Consider the following 20334-nt stretch of genomic DNA (forward strand, 5'->3'; position numbering starts at 1 on the left):
ACTATTCAGAGCTTTCTAATAACCTCTATTCCGAAATCTCCGTTCGCTTCCTTCATATTCATTATCTGATAAACTATGTACGAGAAAGAGGTGGTACTAGTGGATAGCAAAGATCCGTATCAAGAAGATTTGGACGATGATGAGCTGCAAGATCTCGTACTCGAAGCACAACGGGAAGCTTTAGAGAAAGCAGCAGCCGAAAAAAATGTCCGCCGCACCTATCGTCCTTTTCCTAAGTGGATGTTTTGGATTATGGCAACTACGTTAGCACTCAGTACGTTCGCTATCGTTTTTCAGATATATTCCATTCCAGCATTGGAGTTTCTAAAAGCATCTTCAGAGTTATCTTCCGATCCACAAATAGCAGAATTTAAAGAGTCGGTAGTTGTCGTAGCCACAGAAAATACGAAAGGTACAGGCTTTGCCATTAATGAACAAGGTACCATACTAACGAATTTTCATGTAGTAGAAGGAAATGAATCGATGATCGTCTCTTTCCCGGAAGGCGACCGGTTTACCGCAGATGTCACACACGTGTTTCCAGACATCGATCTAGCAGTACTCGAGGTCAACGGAACGGATCTTCCTCACTTAACTCTAGCGGAGAAAACGACTTTTTACGATCATGAGCCCATTACGTTTATCGGAAATCCATTGAGTTTTTCAGGAATAGCGAATAAAGGTCACACGATTGACTACATACAGCTAACAGATTGGGACATTCCTGTTGTGATGATCAAGGCTCCTGTTTATAGAGGAAATAGTGGGAGTCCTGTTATTAATAAAGAAGGCAAAGTGATTGGCATTGTCTTTGCTACATTGGATGAGGAAACGCACGGTAAGGTAGGGTTGTTCATTCCTGTAGATGCTTATTACGAGGCAATGGCTAAGGAAAAAAGTACGTGACAGAGAACGGCTCGGGAGTTACATCTTTCTAATCTGTATGTATACAAAACAAAACCGGTCAAAGGAGTCATCTCCTTTAACCGGTTTATTTACTGTCTTACTTTTTAGCAACTAGCAATAATTTACCTTTATCTAGTTCACTTTCGCCTTCTTCAGCTTCTGTTTTTGAAAGGCCGATCGCTTGCATCTGTGCGCGCAATGTATCGCCGCGAGATGTGAACATGTTCTTCATTGTATTAAGGAAGCCCATCTCTGCCATACCTACTTGTTCTGAATCCAATGCGTCTGAAATTTTGTCTTCACGATCTTCACTGTGCGCGAAAACATAAATCTCATCATGCGTGTAGCCTTGCCCTACCAATTCTTCAATCTTCTTTTTAGCTTGTACTGCGTTCTCTAGGAAAAACTTATCCATTTATTATTACCTCCATTATATAGTTGTTTTCTGCTCTATTCATCTATACCTATTCTTAGCGATCGTTAAACAATAATGCCGAATTTCACATCCTTTGAACCATTATCTTGTTTTAAACTGATAGATATTACGTAATTCCTAGCTTGAAAAACAAAGCAATAGTCAGAATATGCTATACTTTCTTTATAACACAGCAAAAACAGGGGGTTATTTCATTGTCAACAGAACGCATTGAAGCAGGTTTAGAGAAGATTAAGGAGTATGTAAGTGAGGAAGAAGCCGAACGCCTGATGACGGCCGACGCATTAAAAGAGTTGGCGCCAGATTTACGGAAATACATAGTGGAGTTCGCGTATGGTGAGATTTATTCGCGACCGGGGCTTGATAGTAAACAAAGACAATTAGTGACACTCTCTTCACTTGTCACGCAAGGAGCGACTACACAAATAAAAACGCATATAAAGCGTGCAGTAACAGTCGGTTTTACTAAAACAGAAATCGTGGAGAGCATGATGCAACTCATTCCTTACGTTGGATTTCCACGTGTACAAACCGCGTTGACTGTAGCTAAAGAAGTTTTCGAACAAGAAAAATGACAGGAAAATCCGACCAAGAGATATCTCTTGGCCGGATTTTCTTCTTACCATCTAAAGATGGCAGCTGCCCCTGTTCCAACAGGCATCCGTTCTTTTGGAAGAACCACTACTTCGCCTCCGGTTTTAAAGACGGTTTCTGCTAAGTCATCCAGTACATCGTCCACTGCAGATCCCTCCAGATTTTCCGTCTGAATTTCTCCTGTTTCTAGGTTGATTCTACCTGGATATTGATAATCGTCTTCCAATATGAGTCGTCTGATTCGGTCTTCACTTGCCGCTTTAGCAATTTCTTCAATGTTTTCGGAAGCTTGGTCGCTCACTTTAGCATTTTCAAAATTTTCCACTAAGTCTTTTGTTTTCTGTAAATACGTGGGTTCTACTAATTCCCACGCCATTTTACGTAACTGTTCAAGACTTAAGGCATCAAAGTCGGACTTAATTCCATCGGCTTGCAAGTATGGATTATGACTTAACTCTTTGAACTGCGTCTGGTATTCTGAAAGTGTTACTAGATATAGTGGGATCTCCATCGGCTTAGAGTAATTCTCTGCAACCGTTCGATCTACGTATCGGAAATAACGCTCAATATCGATATCAATTTCATCTTTTTTACCACCATGTCCATGCAACATCACCGTTCCAGCAGCGCCACCTGTATTACCAGCGCCCAAATGCGATTCGGTCACTTGATTTCCAATCGCTTCATCTTTGGTTTTCGCCAATTCCTCAGGGATTTCTACTTCCTCTACACCATATCGATTCCCTTCAAAAAGTTTGAATTCTTGTCTGTTGACACCAAGCAGATGATAACGATCAGCAGATTGGAATACGCGAATAAGCGGTTTGATATGGAAACTGTCTGACACAATCGCCAATTCAGGTACAGGACGTTGCAGTCGATAGGCAATGATACGATCTTTCGTTGCGAATAATGCGAGTCCATCTCCTGCATGTGCCCAGAAAGGACGCTCGCCTTCTAGTTTCTCAAGTGGAGCCAATAGACTTTTCACTTCATTCGCCGCATGTTTTTTTGACAACTCTTGATTCACTTTCTGTAGTAAGTTTTTAAATCTAATCGGGTCTTGTTGATTTTCAGGTCGATACCGGTGGGTCGGTTGATAAATGGAGATGCATGTCTCCGCTTGCTCCTTCAAAAACTCATGAGGAAATTCGTTTACAATCTCTACGTTCATCCTAATCCCTCCAACAAAAATTTTCCTGCATACAACAGGCTCTATTCAACTTGTTCCCTATTCACTTGTTTATAAACTATACGATTCCGATAGTGTAGAAGCTTCTTGACAAACTACTGCAACTCATGTATAGTTATTGTTTGGGATTGATAACAGATCTGACATAAAAATGGCGTTCTGCAGATGTTTATTCGGAACACTTATTCATCACTGGCGCGACTATAGGGTCGCAAGGACGCAAAAGTAGGTAGGGTTTGCGTTGCTTAAGGGAAACAACCAGTAGAACAACGACCGCGGCAAAAGAGGTCCAATCAGAATCTACATGCTATATAAATCAACACATATAATCGTTGTCAAACGTAACATTTATTATCCTATATAAAAAGCGAGCTCCCCAATAGGGGACGCTCGCTTTTTTCAATTTAGATCGCTTCAAATGCTTGATCCAAATCTGCCATGATATCTTCCATATGCTCAAGTCCCACAGATAAGCGTAGTAACGTATCAGACACACCCATCTTCTGACGACCTTCTTTCGGCACAGCAGAGTGTGTCATCGTCGCGGGGTGCTGCATTAGCGTCTCTGCATCTCCTAGACTCACTGCCAATTTGACGAGCGATAAATGATTCAGCAACTTCTGCGCCTCTTCTTTTCCGCCTTTGATGGTAAAGGAAATCAATCCGCCACCCATTTTCATCTGCTTCTTCGCGATCTCATACTGCGGATGCTGATCATCAAATGGATAGAATACTTCTTCTACTTTCGGATGCTTCTGTAAATACTCAAAAATAATTTTGGCATTGGCTGAATGACGATCCATACGGATAGGTAATGTCTTAATACCGCGTAACAATAGCCATGCATCGAATGGCGAAATGATACCACCGAAATCTTTTAACACGGTCCCACGAAGTTTTGCCATCTCGTCTGCATCTTTACCAACGAGCAACCCCGCGATCACATCACCGTGTCCATTAATGTATTTCGTTGCGCTATGAAGTACATAGTCTACACCGAATGTTAAAGGTGTTTGTATGTAAGGAGAGCAGAAAGTATTATCCACTACTACTTTCAAGTTATGGCGCTTCGCTACATTAACTACCGCTTCAAGATCAACTAGCTCCATCGTCGGATTAATTGGCGACTCTATATATATACATGTAGTTTCTGGTTTCACAGCTTTTTCGATTTCTTGTTCCGTTTTCATGGAGATTAAATCATGCGTGATATTATACTTCTCTTCTAATATTTTTAAGAATCCGAATGTGCAACCATAAATCCCACGCGAACAAATCACATGGTCATTTGCTTTTGTCAAATGAACGAGCACCGCACTAACTGCGGCCATACCAGAAGCAAATGCAAGTCCTGCTGCGCCCTCTTCCATCTTGGCAATACGTTCTTCCAGCACAGCGACCGTCGGATTTCCTAAACGAGAATAAATATTCCCCGCTTCTTCACCAGCAAAACGTCGCTCTCCTTGTTCAGCCGAATCAAATACATAAGTTGAGGTTTGATACAGCGGCACAGCTAAACTTCCCTGATGATCTTTACTGTCGTATCCTTCATGAATCACGGCCGTCTCTTTGTGCCAGTTGTTAGTGTTCTTCATGCTGATTCCTCCTTGTTATAGCTTATTCATATTATTATGAAAACGCTTTAGTCTAGTGTACATCGATTGTTTGCAAAACGAAAGAGCAATTACTTCAATCTATTTTAAATAGAATAAAGAAATCTATAACTAGTTAAGAAACGCTGATTTCCGTTCCAGACGGACGCTTTCCGCAGGCACGGCTTCAAGCTCGCGCTGTTCTCGCTGGAGTCACCGCCTGTAACGAAAATCTGCTAAGTGTTGCAGTACTAGGTAAATATCATTTTTAAAAACTGAAGTGATTTACTTTAATGCAACTTATAAAACTGAAATGCTTGACCAATAGTGAATAACTTGGTATGCTATGCTTTGTGTAAAATATTCGCAGCAGTTATGTGTTCTGTTTTGTCCAGTCTATTCCTTTTTTAAGGTGCACCACGTAACCTCGAGGCTGCAGGGGCGAAGTTGCAAGATTATAGAATGGCAGATGGATTGAACATATCTGGTCTTATTTTACAACAAAATAAAACCAACAGAGGAGGAGTCTCTCATGGCTCGATATACAGGTCCATCTTGGAAATTGTCACGCCGTTTAGGTATCTCACTAACAGGCACTGGTAAAGAAATTGAAAAGCGTCCATACGCACCAGGACAACACGGTCCAAACCAACGTAAAAAACTTTCCGAATACGGAATGCAATTACAGGAAAAACAAAAACTACGCTTTATGTACGGAGTGAACGAACGTCAATTCCGCACACTTTTCAACAAAGCTGGTAAAATGCAAGGTATTCACGGTGAAAACTTCATGATTCTTCTTGAAGCTCGCTTGGATAACGTTGTGTACCGCATGGGTCTTGCACGCACTCGTCGTGCAGCTCGTCAGCTAGTCAACCACGGTCACATCTTGGTAGACGGCAAGCGCGTTGACATCCCTTCATTCGCAGTGAAAACAGGTTCTGAAATCTCTCTTCGTGAGAAATCTCAAAACTTGACTGCTATCGAAGAAGCACTAGAAGTGAATAACTTCGTTCCAGACTTCGTAACTTTCGATAAAGATACGAAAAAAGGTACATTCGTACGCCTTCCAGAGCGCGGCGAATTAGCTGCTGAAATCAACGAAGCATTGATCGTTGAATTCTACTCTCGTTAATAACAAGGAAACCCCGTTGGCTGAGATATCTATCTCGGCTGGCGGGTTTTTTGTAGTTACGTAAAGAAATTTTGAGATCATTTGAATTAGAACTGATACGATACCTCAGATAATGAAATTAATATATATCAAACAACTTCTAATGTATAAGAAGGTTTCTCGATAACCATATGGTATTTAAATTACAACAATGGTAATATTAATTATAATTTCAATCGCTGAAAAAACCTGACTCTTTCTAGGTATCTAAAACCTAGTACCAAAAGTAAAAGATTGTTTAAGTGAAATAATCTAATGCAGATATTCCGAGAAGATAGTAATGAGTAATAGTTTTCTGGAAATTAATAAGATTAGGAGGGGAAACAATTGGCACAATGTAATTATTGCAATAAGAAAGGCATCTTCCTTAGAGTTTCAGAAATGGGTTTATGTCCAAATTGCGATGGTCCAGTCAAGCTTTGTATAAATAGACATATAGAAATTATTCAAGAGTCTGCCGAACTAGTAGATAACTCAAAAGTCTTCAATACTCGCTTAGGTCGTGTTGATACTATTGTTAATAACTTAAATATATTGGCTGAGGAATATGTTTCTAAGGGCATCAATATTCCTCTGGATATAGACTCTTTTAAAAATAAGATTAGTGTAATCAAAAGCCAAATCATAGAAGCAGAAGCTTATAATAAAACTGATGACTTTCTAAGGAAAGCCGGACTAGCTAAAACTCTTAACACTAAAATTAATAATGCCAACAAAGCTCTTTTATTTTTAAAAGAACTTCAAAATGATTTCGGATACATGAATGAAGAGTTAGGTATTAAGGTCATGCGTTATATACATGACGCGGAGTATCAAGATCTTCTGTTAAAAGCCGAAAAAGAAGAGTTTAAAGAGAATTATAAAAAAGCAATTGATAAGTATAAAGATGTTTTATTTTTCCTCGCTAAAGACGACATTGATGATAATCTACAAAGAGATATAATACAAAACATCCAAAATAAGATAGATACACTTTCAACTAACCTGAAGAAATAATATAATTTAATGAACTACGGTTTTTATAATTGTATTTTTTTACATACAATATTGTAATATCTCACTATACTACGTTTGTAATATAAAATAATTAGGTGGGATAATGATGACAACAAATATCAATGTTGAAATGACTTCCTCACTAGAAGTGAAAGGTATATCTAATTCATATTTTGCCGACGTACTACTCAAATGTATTGGATAGTCGATATTAGGATGGCTAGTTATATTTTTCACATTAAGGATTTGTGCACTTTGGGCCATATGATTTATGGATTGAAGATCAATCACACAGTCATTGAGGGTAGAAGAACGCAGTTTTAACAGTTCTGCTATCAGATTGTTCGGTCACTGGATCAAGTACTAGCTGTTGACGTTAATCACTTTGGGAATTTATGGATTCTGGCTATATATTAAACTTGAAGATTGGAAAATGTGGATTATTTCATATATGAAATAAAAATATCAATGATTTGTTATGATTTATCAATAAATGTCTTGAAATCTATACAGCTAAGACACAACATCGACTACTGGGAGAAACGGGCCGACAAGGTCCTCCCCCATTTTCACTATACATAACCAGATGAAATCAATTTGTATGACATCTGTTAGCGTTACGGTATCAGAGTATTGCACTTAGACTCTCCTTATATAGAAGGAATAGCAATTAATAGATATCTTAAGGCGTTCTCCATACTGAAGGTTCATGCACGACGTAGGACCATCTTCATTAAAGAAGGATTGGACGCAATCAAAAAGAAATTGTTGCCTGCTGAAGAGTTCTGTAACTTGTATACCCATCATCAAACACAACTGAGCGTGGATTAAATACACCACCGGCAAGTTTGAGAGTCAGACGAGGCCCATGGCCGCCTATCTACTGATGCCAGGGTAAATTATCATTGAAGATGTATATGCGGAGGCGTACGAAGCGCCTGTGGCGATCTCGGACATTGCAGATTATTTCTTGGTGACTGACGAAGCCGCTGCTCATCGGATGGAGTTTATATTTAACCATCAGTCGATGTAATGCTATCTACAAACGGCAGATTGGGCACCATTGAACAATTTCATTAAAAAGGAGCAATACAGCTTGACCTTTTTTGTTAACTATCTAAGTGAAAAATTGCCGTCTTACATAAATTTATAGGGAGTGTTTACATTGAAATTAAAAAAGCCGCGTTCACCGTTAAAAAAGATTCAATCGCAAGCGAAAAGATCTGTAAAGAAAGCCGTTGTTCCTGGTTACGGTAAAGGTGGATCAACAGCAATGAAGAATCCTGCGAAATACGCTGCAAAGAAGGTAACCGGACAACCTTTATCCAAACCCAAGAAGAAGGGGTTTTTCTCGTTGTTTAAATGATGGGGTACTCCCCCCTGCCACTAGATATTTCAAGTTATTTCAGAATAAGCTATAACTTTCACTGCGCAGGCAATTACAATGTCGCGTGGGAAGGTGAGGACGTTGGAGTGAAATGAATAAAATTACGCTTGCATTCGGAGGTACATATGAGAGAATTAAATTTAACGGATGAGGAAGCTAAAACGCTTATTGAAATGCTTAAAATGCTTCTCCAAAAATACAATATTGATTTAAAACCCGATAATAAAGGCGTTATTAACCTTAAAGGTGAAATAACCGGTGAGTTTTTTCTGCATTATTACACACCGCGCTATAGAGATGATAAAATATCAATCCATTTACGTGACAAAGAAACAAATCATAACTTAGTAAGAGTAAATATTGATCCTGTTGGCTTCCATAACAATGCGGACGGCGTGACGATTGCAGGTAACAGGATATTGTTATTCTCTAGTGAAGAATGGGTACGTAAGAAAGAGAAGGGTGATGATAAAACTCATGTCAGGGCGTTTAATTTACCTTCTCAGTTTACTGACACTTCTTCATTAGAGCAGGTATTTTTAGACTTCATAGAGTATATTAATGTAAAGAGAGAAGGCAAAATAACCTTTGCTGGATTAATCTGAATGGTGGTGAGATAAATGACAAGCAACATTGCCCAAAATTCTTATTTTAAGTGGATTCAAGAGAACACGACTTTTTCCGACGTTCTTCATAACGCGGTTGAAATTTCTTCTCCTTTTACTGATTCTTTAAATGAAAACATAAAAATTTATATTGAAACAAATTCAGATCAATTTAAAGTCACGGACGGCGGTTTCACTATCTGGAGTTTAGAGGCGACTGGAATGTCATTTAGAAAAGGAACTCACCGCCAAAATCTGTTGCATACCTTAATTGGAAGATTGAATGTACATTTAGAAGTCGAATCAAATGAATTATTTATTATGACAGATAAAAATAACCTCGGTAAAGCCATACATCAATTAATTCAAGCTATTTTATCTGTATCTGATTTACTGTGGTATGGGAAAAAAACTATTAAAAACTTATTTTTTGAAGAAGTCACTAATTACTTTAGAAAACATGATGATATTTTCGATCCGTTTCCTGATATAGAAATACAAGGTAAATCGAGACTGTCTCATCACTTCGACTACCTCATGAATGTTCATAATAGAGAAAAAAAATTAGTACGTTTGATAAATCATTTAGATCAAACTCAGTTGGAACGCACTTTGTTAAGCTGGAGTGATACGAGCAAACAAAGAGAATCGAAATATGGAGAAAATTTGGGCATGGTTGCTTTGATAAACGATAAAGATAAAACTATTCCGAGCAAATATTTAGATGCCTTCCAAGAGTACAAAATAGAGCCAGTAGGTTTTTATGACAAACCAAGCTTAAAGAAAGCTCTTTCTTTAACAGGATAAATACTTAAAGATTAGCCTTTTCATAGGCTTTTCTTTTTCCCCTAAAAAAGAACATACATTCCTACAAAACAGATAATTTCTCATCATCTCCCACAGCGTCTGTCTACGCCACAAAAGATGACAATAATGTGCAAAAGAAAACAGACAAACCTAAACGTACTTATTCAAAAAAGAACCCTTAGTATTCAGGTACGTGAATACTAAACGCGAAAAAATTTGGGGATACAGACATCGTTATTGCGATTGACTGGATAAACGTTTCGAAATAGTTGAGCAGAGCTTGATTACTGAAAAGTTGGCCTTGCGCAAGCTGCTGAAAGTGAAATCCGACTTGGTTAATGGCAATATGAGTAAAGTCGATCACTCAAACCTCACTATTTCATAGTGGTTAGATATTTGGTTTGAAACCTATTAAAAAGATTGAAAAGTCATTTCTAAGTTGCAGCGTGAAAATGCTATCAAATATCAGATGAAACCCCTTCTTGGGAAATACGTACTGATATCTTTAGATAAGTCCACATACAAACTCAAGTTCATTAACGTCCTGTTAAAGAAACATGCCCCTGGTACTGTTCAATTGTTTCATAGACTATTCAAGATAGTGACAACACTGCTGTAGAAGATGAGATTATCGTTTGCAATCGCTTTAATACTATCATTATTGAAAGTGGAGAGAAGAAAGAGAACTTCTATACAGCTGATGAGCCGAATGTGTTCTTGAAACCCGCAAAAAATTGGAAAATATCACGAATTACACGACCATCCTTACCTTAGCCTATACTGGATCACATCGTGGTTAGTTACAAGGTCTCAAATGTTCGGATATAGACTTCGCTAAAAAGCTATTGACTGTCAGTCTTACAAGAGATCGATAGGGTGATAGAATGCCGAAAACGAAACGAAGTTATCGGACCATCCTTATTAATGGGGTGCTGATTAGCCAACTGGAATCATACCATAAATGGTGCATTCAGAAGAAACTATCGATTGGCAAGCTACACCGAGTGAAAGTCTATGTGTTTATATCTGATCAAGATGACACCCCTATCGCTAATAACACATTAAATTATTGCTTCAGAAGAATTAACAAACAAATTAATTTGAAGAAAATCACGCCGCACGGATTACGTCATACACATGCCACAATATTAATTAGTCAACGCATCTCCTTGCAAACTAGCATTTTCTCAATAATCATACTCTCCAATCTCAGCCTCAAATATCTCTTTCACTTCCTCCGAAGCCACTCCACCATAATTAACATAACCCGTCTCCGGCCAATAAACTGATCGTGTCATAGTCCCATCTACTAGTTCAATTCCAAAAAACACTCGCTTTCCTTCAGTCGCACGTCTTTCTGGTTCATACGGCATAACCACCAACTCTTCAATCAGTTGCTCCGCATGCTCATCCGTAAACTCTCCAATGAACGATAAATCTTGCTCACTTTGCAAAATAACTCGCTGCACTTTCCCTTCTATATCTAAAAAGTCTCCAACCGTTTCAGCCGTATCCGATTCAGTTACTTCGTATACCTTCCCGTCCGCTATAATTCGAAATGCCGGATCATAGCCTTTCATTGCGAACAATTTCGTCCCTTTTGACAAATAAGCTGCGTCTCCATTTTTCGTTTGATGATTCGTTCCCGCATGGCCATCCAACCTATACTTCACTTCTCCTACTTCTCCAGCTGTTTCCCAGTCCTTATTAAGCTCGTTCATTTCATAGTTCGCCCCATACGTTGTATCATTCCATTTCACAAAATCCACCCAGTCAATAATCGTGTTCTGCGGGGATGGATTGAAAGAGCAAGCTGTCAGCAACAATAAAATGGAAAATAGTAGCGTTCGTTTTCTCATAATTCTCCACTCCTTTTGAACGTAGACGTAAACTTTGGTTTTATGTTACAAATGACTACCACGTTGGCTTTGCTCTCTATATAGAGTTTAGAAGCAAAAAGGATACAAGTTGCGGAAATATTTTTTAGTAGAAAATTCATAACGGAATAATTAACGTCGAGGTACTTCTCGACACTATCTTTATTCTTTAATTCTTAGTATTCTTAAGTTCTTTGGTTATAGGCCGTCCCAATATGATACGTTGTGTCGTTTCATTTTGGTACGTCCCTATGTTTCAATGTGATACGTCCATGGTACTACTTAGAAACGTGTAATCAATTATATTTCTTTATTTTTTATTACAAAATATGAGGAAGTGAGCCTTCATTATGATGAGTATTTAGATCAAATAAAAGAGCGCCCCTCTAAAGGACGCTCTGAATAATTATTTATGCTTTGTCTTCTGTAACTGAAACATATTGTACATCTCTATAAAAGAAACAATATAACGTCCCTTTACTATCGGTAAAAACAATATCATTGCTTCGAGAATTTGTCGCGATCCCTAAAGCATCTTCTTGATCTGCTGCTTCAACTATTCTTAAAATACTTTCAGCGCCCGCAAAGTGGTAATGTACTCTGTATTTTTTCAAACTTCTCACATCCCTCTATCTACAGTATTCGACATAGGGAAAGAAAACCCTTTTATGTTGAGTGCGTGAATGCTAAGTTATAGTGTTTTAAGTTCAGTATTGTCATCACGTACATGACTACATTAGAAATATATTGATTACGAATATATGTTCTATACAAATTATTTAAAACACGATATGATAAACATCAAATATACAGTAAGTTAATTTCAGTTAGACAACTATTGAAACACACATAAAAAATAGTAGGAGGTATTATATGACGGATCGAGAACTTCTTGAACTTATGTTGGACAAAGTTACAAATATGGAACAGGATCTTTCTTCTCTCAAGACCGATATTTCCAGTATTATAGATGAACTAACATTTATGAAGAAAGCCATTGCCGAACAGGACGTACGCACCAATCCCAATAGCCAGAAAATCGATACGTTCTCTGAACAGATTTTATTCAACAAAGCAAAATCAGATGATATGCGTAAAACCCAGCGCTTACTAAACGACCATGACACAGATATTCGCATTATCAAAAAGTTGTTAACTAAATAAAAACGTATTATTTTACAGTGCTTATGTAACCAACTTCTTCGTTCGTTCAAACGAATATGACTGTTTTACATAGGCACTTTTTATGATTCCCACTATCAGTTATGTATGTTATTTCTAATATAAAAAGACACCTCCGAAGAGATGCCTTTTCATCCATTATGAATTACGAAACTTACCATATTTTCGATCCTTGATACTAACCAAGAAACCCTAATGTCATAGCATACATCATATACTCTTTTTTCAATTCACTAACTCCCAGTTAAACAAACTTCACCATACTATATTTCTTTTTCCCACGTCTCACAATGGTAAAAGCATCTTCCAAACGTTGCTCTGCCCCTACTGTGAACGCTGTATCTGTAATACGTTCTCCGTTAAAGGAAATCGCACCGTTCGTTACGTCTTCACGAGCTTGGCGTTTTGATGGAGATACACCTGCTTGCACAATGAAATCCACGATGTTTTGATCGACTTTTTCCATTTCGACAGTCGGCACATCTTTAAACGCATCTTTCATTTCAGTAGCCGTCAATGCTTTTAAATCTCCGCTAAATAGCGCTGCTGAAATGCGTAATGCTTGATCAAGTGCGTCCTGACCATGAATTAGACGAGTCATTTCTTCTGCTAACGTCTTCTGTGCTTTACGTAAATGCGGCTCTTGTTGTACGGAAACTTCAAGTGCTTCGATTTCTTCACGGCTTAGGAAGGTAAAGATTTTCAAATACTTCACAACGTCTGCGTCTGCTGCGTTGATCCAGAATTGATAGAACTCATATGGAGAAGTTTTCTTCGCATCGAGCCATACCGCACCGCCAGCAGATTTACCGAATTTCGTGCCATCTGCTTTTGTTACCAATGGAATCGTAAATCCGTATGCTTGTACTTCTTCGTCATGCTTTTTGCGAATGACTTCTAGGCCTGTCGTGATATTCCCCCACTGATCTGATCCACCAATTTGCACACGGCAATTATAGTTATCATATAAGTGGTTGAAGTCCGCGCCTTGCATTAACATGTATGAAAATTCCGTGAAGGAAATTCCTTGATCTAAACGAGACGCCACATTGTCTTTTGCAAGCATGTAATTGACGCTTAGCAATTTGCCATAATCACGCAAGAATTCGATCAATGACATGGAACCGATCCAGTCATTATTGTTTACAAGTTTCGCACCATTTTCTGTTTGGAAATCAAAGATCATCTCTAGTTGTTTTTTGATTCCACGAACATTCGCGTCTACTTGATCTGTCGTTTGTAATTGGCGTTCTTCTGAGCGTCCAGATGGATCCCCGATCATTCCTGTAGCGCCACCAATTAATAGAATAGGCTGGTGTCCGTGTAACTGAAAGCGACGCAGTGTCAGCATCGGTACGATATGGCCGATGTGCATACTATCCGCGGTTGGGTCTACTCCGCAGTATAGTGAAATCTTCTCGTCTGTTAGAAGCTTCTCAAGACCTTCTTCATTCGTCTGTTGGTATAGCAAGCCTCTCCAACGTAAATCATCCATTAATTCATTCGACATGTCCTATATCCCCCTATTTTCAACGTAAAAAGTCCCCACACGATCAAAAAATGATCATGCAGGGACGTTAGTTGATTAATTATAACGCGGTACCACCCGGCTTGAGAGTAAGTACTCTCCGGCTTTAAGGCGCTAGTAACGTTGCGCAAAACGTACACTCCAAAACTGTAATTCATGTATAGTGCACCGAACAGCTTCCACCAACCGCTGTCTCTCTTAAACGGAACTCACTATCATTACTTCGGTTTTTTCGACATGTAATTTCGTATGAGTTCAATTTTACCCAACTTCCTATGAAAGTCAACATTTATTGCATATTTCCTTCTGAATCTGTGATATAATGAGTAAGATTTTTGGGGGGAGAAAAACTTTGAACAACGAAAAGAATAATAGAATTAAGCAACTTGAAGATAAGTTTGAACAAGCGAAAAAAGAGCCTTGGGCCAAAAAACTTCGCATCGGAACCGGCGTACTTTGGAACTTGTTTTTATTACTCATTATCTTCGCCGTCATCGGGGCCGTATTTGCGAGTTCAGTTGGTGCAGGTTATTTCGCTTCCCTTGTTGCGAAAGAACCGTTACGTTCCAAGGAAGAACTTCGGGATCAGGTGTTTAATTATGAAGAGACATCTGAAATGTACTTTGCAGACAGTATTTATCTAGGCAAGATCAACTCGGATATCGAGCGCCGACAAATTACGCTGGATAAAGTTTCACAGTATGCACTGGACGCTGTGTTAGCTACTGAGGATGAATACTTTGAAGAGCATAAAGGCATCGTGCCAAAAGCGATATTCCGCGGAGTGTTCCAAGATGTTACGAACTCAGACAGTCAAACGGGTGGATCTACACTCACTCAGCAGTTAGTGAAAAACCAGATCTTGACGAACGAAGTTTCTTATGAACGTAAAGCTAAAGAAATCTTACTGGCTATGCGCTTGGAACACTTCATGACGAAGGATGAGATTCTAGAAGCCTATTTGAATATCATCCCTTATGGTCGTGATGTGATGGGGCAAAATATCGCGGGCATCGAAACAGCTGCGCGTGGGATTTTCGGTATAAAAGCTAATGATCTAAATTTGCCACAAGCTGCATATATTGCAGGTATTCCACAAGCACCGTATACATACACGCCTTTCTATAGTAAGAACCAAGGCATTAAGGAACGCGAAAAGCTGATGTATGGTGTAAACCGGATGAAGACCGTACTGTTCCGTATGCGCGATGCAGGCTATATTTCGGAAGCGGAATATCAGGAAGCTCTTGCGTATGATGTGACGAAAGACTTTAGACAGCCTTCACGTCGTGCTACTGAACGTTATCCGTATGTCACACAAGAAATTCAAAATCGCACAATCGAAATTTTAGCTGAAGTTTTGGCTGAGAAAGATGGCATTGACGCGGATCGTTTTGAAGGTGACTCCAAGATTAAGGAAAAATACGAAATCATGGCAGACCGTTCCATGCGAACAGACGGCTATCGTATCTATTCTACTATCAACAAAGAGCTGTATGACAAAATGAATGAAGTCGCTGACAGCTTCCGGTACTACGGTTATACGTATACTATGGAAACATTAGATGAAGAATCAGGTAAAATGATTACGAAAGAAAATCCTGTACAAGTCGGTGCATCGATGATCGAGAACCATACAGGGAAAGTACTTTCATTCGTCGGTGGACGGGATTACGAACTGGAAGCATTGAATCATTCTACTCAAGCATACCGACAAAACGGATCTTCCATGAAACCATTACTGGTTTATGCACCTGCCATTGAATACGGTGTAATTGGTGCAGGTAGTCCACTAGTGGATGTGAAGTTTAGAAAAGGTAGTTACGCACCCGGCAACTATTTCGACCGTGAGTTCGGGGTATTGCCAGCCCGTGAATCACTGGCGCGTTCACAAAACTTATCTACCATACGTCTATATGACCAAATAATAGATAGAAATCCTATTGATTTTCTAAAGAAAATGAAATTTGCAAATGCTACCGATAAGGCAGGCATCGGTCTATCTGCATCGTTAGGTACTATGGATGTCACTGTAGAAGAAAACACAAATGCTTACGCTACATTCGCTAACGGTGGTCAATTCATCGAATCGTATATGATTGAACGGATTGAAGACATGAAAGGTAACATAGTATTTGAACACAAAGCAGAACCTGTGGAAGTGTTTAGTCCGGAAACTTCTTATATCATCACCGATATGATGCGTGATGTACTAAAAGGTAACGGTACAGCTGCACGTTTACCTGGCTTAATGAATTTCCGTCCCGATTTAGCTGCGAAGACAGGGACATCCCAGCATTACGGTGATGCTTGGCTAGTCGGCTATAATCCAAATATATCGCTTGGTGTTTGGATGGGTTATAAAAATCGAAATACGCCGTTATACCACGGCTACAACAGCGGTCAAATGCATCCATCAGAACGGACTGCACGATTGTACGGACAATTGATGAATGTAGCCAATACGGTCATACCAGAAACCATTAAAGCAAGAGATACGTTTAAACGCCCGAATGGCGTCGTAACACGTTCATTCTGTGGCATTTCAGGACTTGCTCCTTCTGCTGCTTGTGCATCGGCAGGACTCGTTAGATCAGATTTATTTAATTCTAAAAAGATGGTCCCTACGAAAGTGGATGACAGTATCGTTTCATCCGCAGCTGTTCGAGTGAATGGCAAACTATATCAGGCATTACCTTCTACTCCTCGTGAATTTGTCACGTCCGGCGGTATCGGCGTAACTTCTGAATATGGTAAGCGGATGCTTGGACGCTTAGGCGGAGATGCTTCCAAACTGCTTGCAGGTCGTGGCGGATATGCAAGCACTGTCGCAGGATCTACATTCCCTGCAGACAACGTACCACCTGCAGCCGTATCAACAGGACAAAATGGATCCGTTCTTACATGGACTGCTTCGTCTTCAAATGATGTAATCGGTTATTACATTTATCAGAACGGTGCCAAAATTGGTACGGTTCATGATGGTGCTTCTAGATCGTATAAAGTCGGATATGGTTCATATTACGTACGCGCAGTTGATATTACTGGCTTACTCTCGGGACCTTCCAACACTGTAACCAATACGGCACCTGCACCAAGAGCAGAGCCGAAATCAGATACGAATACTGGAGCTAAACCAAGTACGACAACTCCAGAAACGAAGTCGGATGCAAAGTCGGATGCAAAACCGGATACCAAGTCTGAATCAAAACCGGATGCAAAACCAGAGACTGCACCAGAACCTACACCCGAAACTAAACCTGAAGCGACACCGGAACCAAAGCCGGATGCAGCTCCAGAAGCAAAAGAATAACTAACAAGCCGGATGACCATTCTAAATTGTCATCCGGTTTTTTATGAAGAATTTCATCAAAGTGAATAACAACCCCTCCTCCCTTCTTCCTTCTAACATCACCATTTTTTTACTACACATAGATAATTACCGACAATTCCGTGATTTAATGATAATAATATACTTTTCCCCAATATAAATTGTATACTTAACACAGAGTAGCACGTATCGAACGTACACCGAGCTTTTGAGCGTACCAAAAGTAGAAATATTAGGAAGAGGTGAACTGTGTGGAACACAAAAAGACCTACTTTTCCAGATCATTTCCGCATGACGAGGGTGAACTGGTCATTGAAGGGCCTGTTTCATCAGAGCGACTGGCATCGTTTGAATTTCACGAAGGACTGAAAGCGTTCCGTCCATCCAAACAACAACAAGAAGCATTGGTGAAAATCGCCGCGTTTCCTGAAGGTCGGATCAACGTAGCGAGAATCGATAATAGGATTGTTGGGTATGTTACGTTTCTCTATCCCGATCCACTCGAACGCTGGTATGAAGCAGACATGGCCAATTTAATAGAACTAGGCGCCGTCGAAGTAGTTGCAGCTTATCGTGGCGCCCGTATCGGTAAATCCTTACTGGAATTATCGATGTTGGATGATGCGATGGAAGATTATATTATTATTACGACTGAATATTATTGGCATTGGGATTTAAAAGGTACTGGTTTGACAGTATGGGATTATCGCAAAATGATGGAGAAAATGATGCGTGCAGGTGGCATGGAATTCTTCTCCACTGATGATCCTGAAATTTGTTCCCACCCTGCCAATGCACTAATGGCGAGAATCGGAAAACGAGTCGATCAAGAATCCATTGAACGCTTTGACCGTGTGCGTTTCAAAAATCGTGTTAATTACTGAAAGTGAGGAATAATCATGCTAATACAAGACATTATGAAAACAGACGTGATTACGCTTAATTCTACACATACGATCGCAGATGCAGTACAACTGATGAAAGAAAAACGAATTCGCCACATCCCCATTGTGAAAGATGGGCAGATCGAAGGACTCGTTACAGACCGTGACGTCAAAGAAGCTTCTCCTTCAAGTATTTCGAAGAGATTGGAACCTTCACTTTATGAAACCACGCTTGATAAAATTATGAAAACTGACCTATTGATCGGCCATCCGCGGGACTTTGCGGAGGAAGCTGCGTTAATGTTTTATACGTATGAAATTGGTTGCCTACCCATCGTTTCTAATTATCAGCTAGTCGGCATTCTAACGAAAACAGATTTACTCTATAACTATATTGAGTTAACAGGTGCCAATCAGCCCAGTTCACATATTCAGATCCGCGTGCCGAATACGCCCGGTATTTTATATGAGGCATCTAAAGTATTTCACGAACACAATACGAACGTGCTTAGTGTACTCGTCTATCCTTATCAAGATAACGAAGAGTACAAAATTCTCGCTATCCGCATTAAACGAATGAATCCCCTTCCGATCATCGAAGGATTAAAAAAGCAAGGATTCGAAGTTCTATGGCCAAGTGAACCGGAGATGGGCGTATGAAAAAACAAGCGAGTTTTATCTTTTCTCCTGACCAACTAAACTATGAATTTTCGGATACCCATCCTTTTAATCAAAAGCGAATCATTTTGACAAAAGATTTACTAGATGAAATGAATACGATCGAGCCTCATGAAATCGTCATTCCGCGCACAGCCACAGACGAAGAATTGCTTCTCGCTCATGACGCAAAGTATATCGAAATCGTCAAAAAGGCGAGTACAGGTAATGTCAGCGAAAATATCGGTAGTATTTACGGTATCGGTACGGAAGATACACCCTTCTTCACTGGCATGCATGAAGCGAGTGCACTGCTCGTAGGCGGTACACTTACAGCGATTGAAGAAGTAATGGAAGGTCGTTCAAGATATGCGCTGAACCTTGGCGGCGGCCTGCATCACGGCTTCCAAGGGAAAGCTTCTGGCTTCTGTATTTATAATGATAGTTCTGTAGCCATTAAATACTTACAGCAAAAATATGGAGCTCGCGTATTATATGTGGATACCGATGCGCATCACGGCGACGGCGTGCAATGGACGTTTTATGATGATCCAAATGTTTGCACATTCTCTATCCATGAAACAGGCCGCTACTTGTTTCCCGGGACAGGAAATGTGACAGAACGAGGAAATGGAGCGGGTTACGGTACTTCATTCAACTTCCCTATCGACGCATTTACGGAAGATGAATCGTTCCTACATATCTATAAGACTGCCTTGCGTGAAGTGGCAGAACACTTTAAGCCCGATGTCATTCTTACACAAAACGGAGCAGATGCACACTACTTCGATCCACTCACGCATTTATATGGCACCATGAAGATCTACGAAGAAATTCCAAAACTAGCAAAAGATATTGCGGAAGAATTCTGTGATGGAAGATGGATTGCAATCGGCGGCGGCGGATACGACATCTGGCGCGTAGTACCACGTGCGTGGTCGCACCTATGGCTAACTATGAAAGACATCCCAACACCTACTGGAAGACTTCCAGAAGCCTGGCTAAATAAATGGCAACCCGAGTCACCTGTTTCACTAATTGAGACGTGGGAAGATCCTGAAGATCTGTATGAACCAGTTCCTCGTAAATATGACATCAACGAAAAAAATGAGCAAATGCTAACGAGAGCTTTGCACGTCATCCGAAAATCATAATAAAAAGCAACTTATCGCTCAGATAAGTTGCT

Annotated in this window: 19 protein-coding genes and 1 pseudogene; 14 read left to right on the top strand and 6 right to left on the bottom strand. The window is 39.8% G+C overall.

The genetic code is table 11. The features are described 5' to 3' along the window. Nucleotides 1-99 precede the first annotated feature (99 nt). Nucleotides 100-906, top strand: coding sequence for a S1C family serine protease (locus tag CSV77_RS04900; protein ID WP_099672509.1), 807 nt, complete (start codon nt 100-102; stop codon nt 904-906). Between the two features lie 97 nt (nt 907-1003). Here the strand turns inward: CSV77_RS04900 and CSV77_RS04905 are convergent, their stop codons facing one another. Beyond that, on the bottom strand, nt 1004-1321 hold the full coding sequence (locus CSV77_RS04905; protein WP_099629633.1) for a YflT domain-containing protein: 318 nt from the start codon (nt 1319-1321) through the stop codon (nt 1004-1006). Nucleotides 1322-1536: 215 nt separating this feature from the next. Here CSV77_RS04905 and CSV77_RS04910 point away from each other — a divergent pair, with 215 nt between their 5' ends. Continuing rightward, nucleotides 1537-1917, top strand: coding sequence for a carboxymuconolactone decarboxylase family protein (locus CSV77_RS04910; protein WP_199173094.1), 381 nt, complete (start codon nt 1537-1539; stop codon nt 1915-1917). A 44-nt stretch (nt 1918-1961) separates the two neighbouring features. Here the strand turns inward: CSV77_RS04910 and CSV77_RS04915 are convergent, their stop codons facing one another. Both CSV77_RS04915 and megL read right to left on the bottom strand, forming a co-directional pair. Next, on the bottom strand, nt 1962-3110 hold the full coding sequence (locus tag CSV77_RS04915) for a baeRF3 domain-containing protein (RefSeq protein WP_099672510.1): 1149 nt from the start codon (nt 3108-3110) through the stop codon (nt 1962-1964). A 422-nt stretch (nt 3111-3532) separates the two neighbouring features. Further along, on the bottom strand, nt 3533-4723 hold the full coding sequence (gene megL / locus CSV77_RS04920) for a methionine gamma-lyase (RefSeq protein ID WP_099672511.1): 1191 nt from the start codon (nt 4721-4723) through the stop codon (nt 3533-3535). A 529-nt stretch (nt 4724-5252) separates the two neighbouring features. Between megL and rpsD the strand changes: the two genes are divergently transcribed. The 7 genes and pseudogenes from rpsD (at nt 5253) to CSV77_RS17335 (ending at nt 10978) form a co-directional block, all read left to right on the top strand. Then, nucleotides 5253-5855, top strand: coding sequence for a 30S ribosomal protein S4 (gene rpsD, locus CSV77_RS04925; RefSeq protein ID WP_099632789.1), 603 nt, complete (start codon nt 5253-5255; stop codon nt 5853-5855). 366 nt (nt 5856-6221) lie between these two features. After that, nucleotides 6222-6890, top strand: a complete 669-nt coding sequence (locus CSV77_RS04930; protein ID WP_099672512.1) for a hypothetical protein — start codon at nt 6222-6224, stop codon at nt 6888-6890. 208 nt (nt 6891-7098) lie between these two features. Then, a pseudogene (locus CSV77_RS17100) lies at nt 7099-7350 on the top strand (hypothetical protein). A 705-nt stretch (nt 7351-8055) separates the two neighbouring features. Next, the gene (locus tag CSV77_RS04940; RefSeq protein ID WP_233212172.1) at nt 8056-8256 is read left to right on the top strand and encodes a hypothetical protein; all 201 of its coding nucleotides are present in this window, start codon (nt 8056-8058) and stop codon (nt 8254-8256) included. Nucleotides 8257-8402: 146 nt separating this feature from the next. Then, nucleotides 8403-8882, top strand: coding sequence for a DUF6978 family protein (locus CSV77_RS04945; RefSeq protein ID WP_099672514.1), 480 nt, complete (start codon nt 8403-8405; stop codon nt 8880-8882). A 15-nt stretch (nt 8883-8897) separates the two neighbouring features. Further along, entirely contained in the window at nt 8898-9689 is a 792-nt protein-coding gene (locus CSV77_RS04950; RefSeq protein WP_099672515.1) for a DUF1829 domain-containing protein, read from the top strand. 884 nt (nt 9690-10573) lie between these two features. After that, nucleotides 10574-10978, top strand: a complete 405-nt coding sequence (locus CSV77_RS17335) for a tyrosine-type recombinase/integrase (protein WP_099672516.1) — start codon at nt 10574-10576, stop codon at nt 10976-10978. On the opposite strand, the gene CSV77_RS04960 is transcribed toward CSV77_RS17335, so the two are convergent. Together CSV77_RS04960 and CSV77_RS04965 are read right to left on the bottom strand one after the other, a co-directional pair. Then, entirely contained in the window at nt 10877-11548 is a 672-nt protein-coding gene (locus tag CSV77_RS04960) for a hypothetical protein (RefSeq protein ID WP_099672517.1), read from the bottom strand. The two genes, CSV77_RS17335 and CSV77_RS04960, sit on opposite strands and share 102 nt — an antisense overlap. A 428-nt stretch (nt 11549-11976) precedes the next feature. Further along, complete coding sequence (locus CSV77_RS04965; protein ID WP_099672518.1) at nt 11977-12180, bottom strand: hypothetical protein; 204 nt, start codon at nt 12178-12180, stop codon at nt 11977-11979. Between the two features lie 259 nt (nt 12181-12439). On the opposite strand from CSV77_RS04965, the gene CSV77_RS04970 reads away from it, so the two are divergent. Next, nucleotides 12440-12730, top strand: a complete 291-nt coding sequence (locus CSV77_RS04970; RefSeq protein WP_099672519.1) for a hypothetical protein — start codon at nt 12440-12442, stop codon at nt 12728-12730. Between the two features lie 262 nt (nt 12731-12992). Here the strand turns inward: CSV77_RS04970 and tyrS are convergent, their stop codons facing one another. Further along, on the bottom strand, nt 12993-14258 hold the full coding sequence (gene tyrS, locus CSV77_RS04975) for a tyrosine--tRNA ligase (protein ID WP_099629616.1): 1266 nt from the start codon (nt 14256-14258) through the stop codon (nt 12993-12995). Between the two features lie 370 nt (nt 14259-14628). Here tyrS and CSV77_RS04980 point away from each other — a divergent pair, with 370 nt between their 5' ends. From CSV77_RS04980 to CSV77_RS04995, 4 genes are all read left to right on the top strand, one after another. Beyond that, nucleotides 14629-17589 (top strand): transglycosylase domain-containing protein, encoded by a 2961-nt coding sequence (locus CSV77_RS04980; protein WP_099672520.1) that lies wholly within the window; start codon nt 14629-14631, stop codon nt 17587-17589. 269 nt (nt 17590-17858) lie between these two features. Continuing rightward, on the top strand, nt 17859-18491 hold the full coding sequence (locus tag CSV77_RS04985; protein WP_099672521.1) for a GNAT family N-acetyltransferase: 633 nt from the start codon (nt 17859-17861) through the stop codon (nt 18489-18491). Nucleotides 18492-18506: 15 nt separating this feature from the next. Beyond that, entirely contained in the window at nt 18507-19151 is a 645-nt protein-coding gene (locus CSV77_RS04990; protein ID WP_099629613.1) for an acetoin utilization AcuB family protein, read from the top strand. Continuing rightward, the gene (locus CSV77_RS04995) at nt 19148-20302 is read left to right on the top strand and encodes an acetoin utilization protein AcuC (protein ID WP_099629612.1); all 1155 of its coding nucleotides are present in this window, start codon (nt 19148-19150) and stop codon (nt 20300-20302) included. The genes CSV77_RS04990 and CSV77_RS04995 overlap by 4 nt, the downstream gene beginning before the upstream one ends. Nucleotides 20303-20334: the final 32 nt, after the last annotated feature.

The organism is Sporosarcina sp. P16b, from assembly GCF_002743065.1.
In the GTDB taxonomy this organism is placed as follows: Bacteria; Bacillota; Bacilli; order Bacillales_A; family Planococcaceae; genus Sporosarcina.

Excerpts from the sequence above, each read along its gene's own strand:
- CSV77_RS04905 (WP_099629633.1), bottom strand. The coding sequence starts at position 1,321 with ATGGATAAGTTTTTCCTAGAGAACGCAGTACAAGCTAAAAAGAAGATT.
- CSV77_RS04915 (WP_099672510.1), bottom strand. The coding sequence starts at position 3,110 with ATGAACGTAGAGATTGTAAACGAATTTCCTCATGAGTTTTTGAAGGAG.
- megL (WP_099672511.1), bottom strand. The coding sequence starts at position 4,723 with ATGAAGAACACTAACAACTGGCACAAAGAGACGGCCGTGATTCATGAA.
- rpsD (WP_099632789.1), top strand. The coding sequence starts at position 5,253 with ATGGCTCGATATACAGGTCCATCTTGGAAATTGTCACGCCGTTTAGGT.
- CSV77_RS04945 (WP_099672514.1), top strand. The coding sequence starts at position 8,403 with ATGAGAGAATTAAATTTAACGGATGAGGAAGCTAAAACGCTTATTGAA.
- CSV77_RS04950 (WP_099672515.1), top strand. The coding sequence starts at position 8,898 with ATGACAAGCAACATTGCCCAAAATTCTTATTTTAAGTGGATTCAAGAG.
- CSV77_RS17335 (WP_099672516.1), top strand. The coding sequence starts at position 10,574 with ATGCCGAAAACGAAACGAAGTTATCGGACCATCCTTATTAATGGGGTG.
- CSV77_RS04960 (WP_099672517.1), bottom strand. The coding sequence starts at position 11,548 with ATGAGAAAACGAACGCTACTATTTTCCATTTTATTGTTGCTGACAGCT.
- CSV77_RS04970 (WP_099672519.1), top strand. The coding sequence starts at position 12,440 with ATGACGGATCGAGAACTTCTTGAACTTATGTTGGACAAAGTTACAAAT.
- tyrS (WP_099629616.1), bottom strand. The coding sequence starts at position 14,258 with ATGTCGAATGAATTAATGGATGATTTACGTTGGAGAGGCTTGCTATAC.
- CSV77_RS04990 (WP_099629613.1), top strand. The coding sequence starts at position 18,507 with ATGCTAATACAAGACATTATGAAAACAGACGTGATTACGCTTAATTCT.
- CSV77_RS04995 (WP_099629612.1), top strand. The coding sequence starts at position 19,148 with ATGAAAAAACAAGCGAGTTTTATCTTTTCTCCTGACCAACTAAACTAT.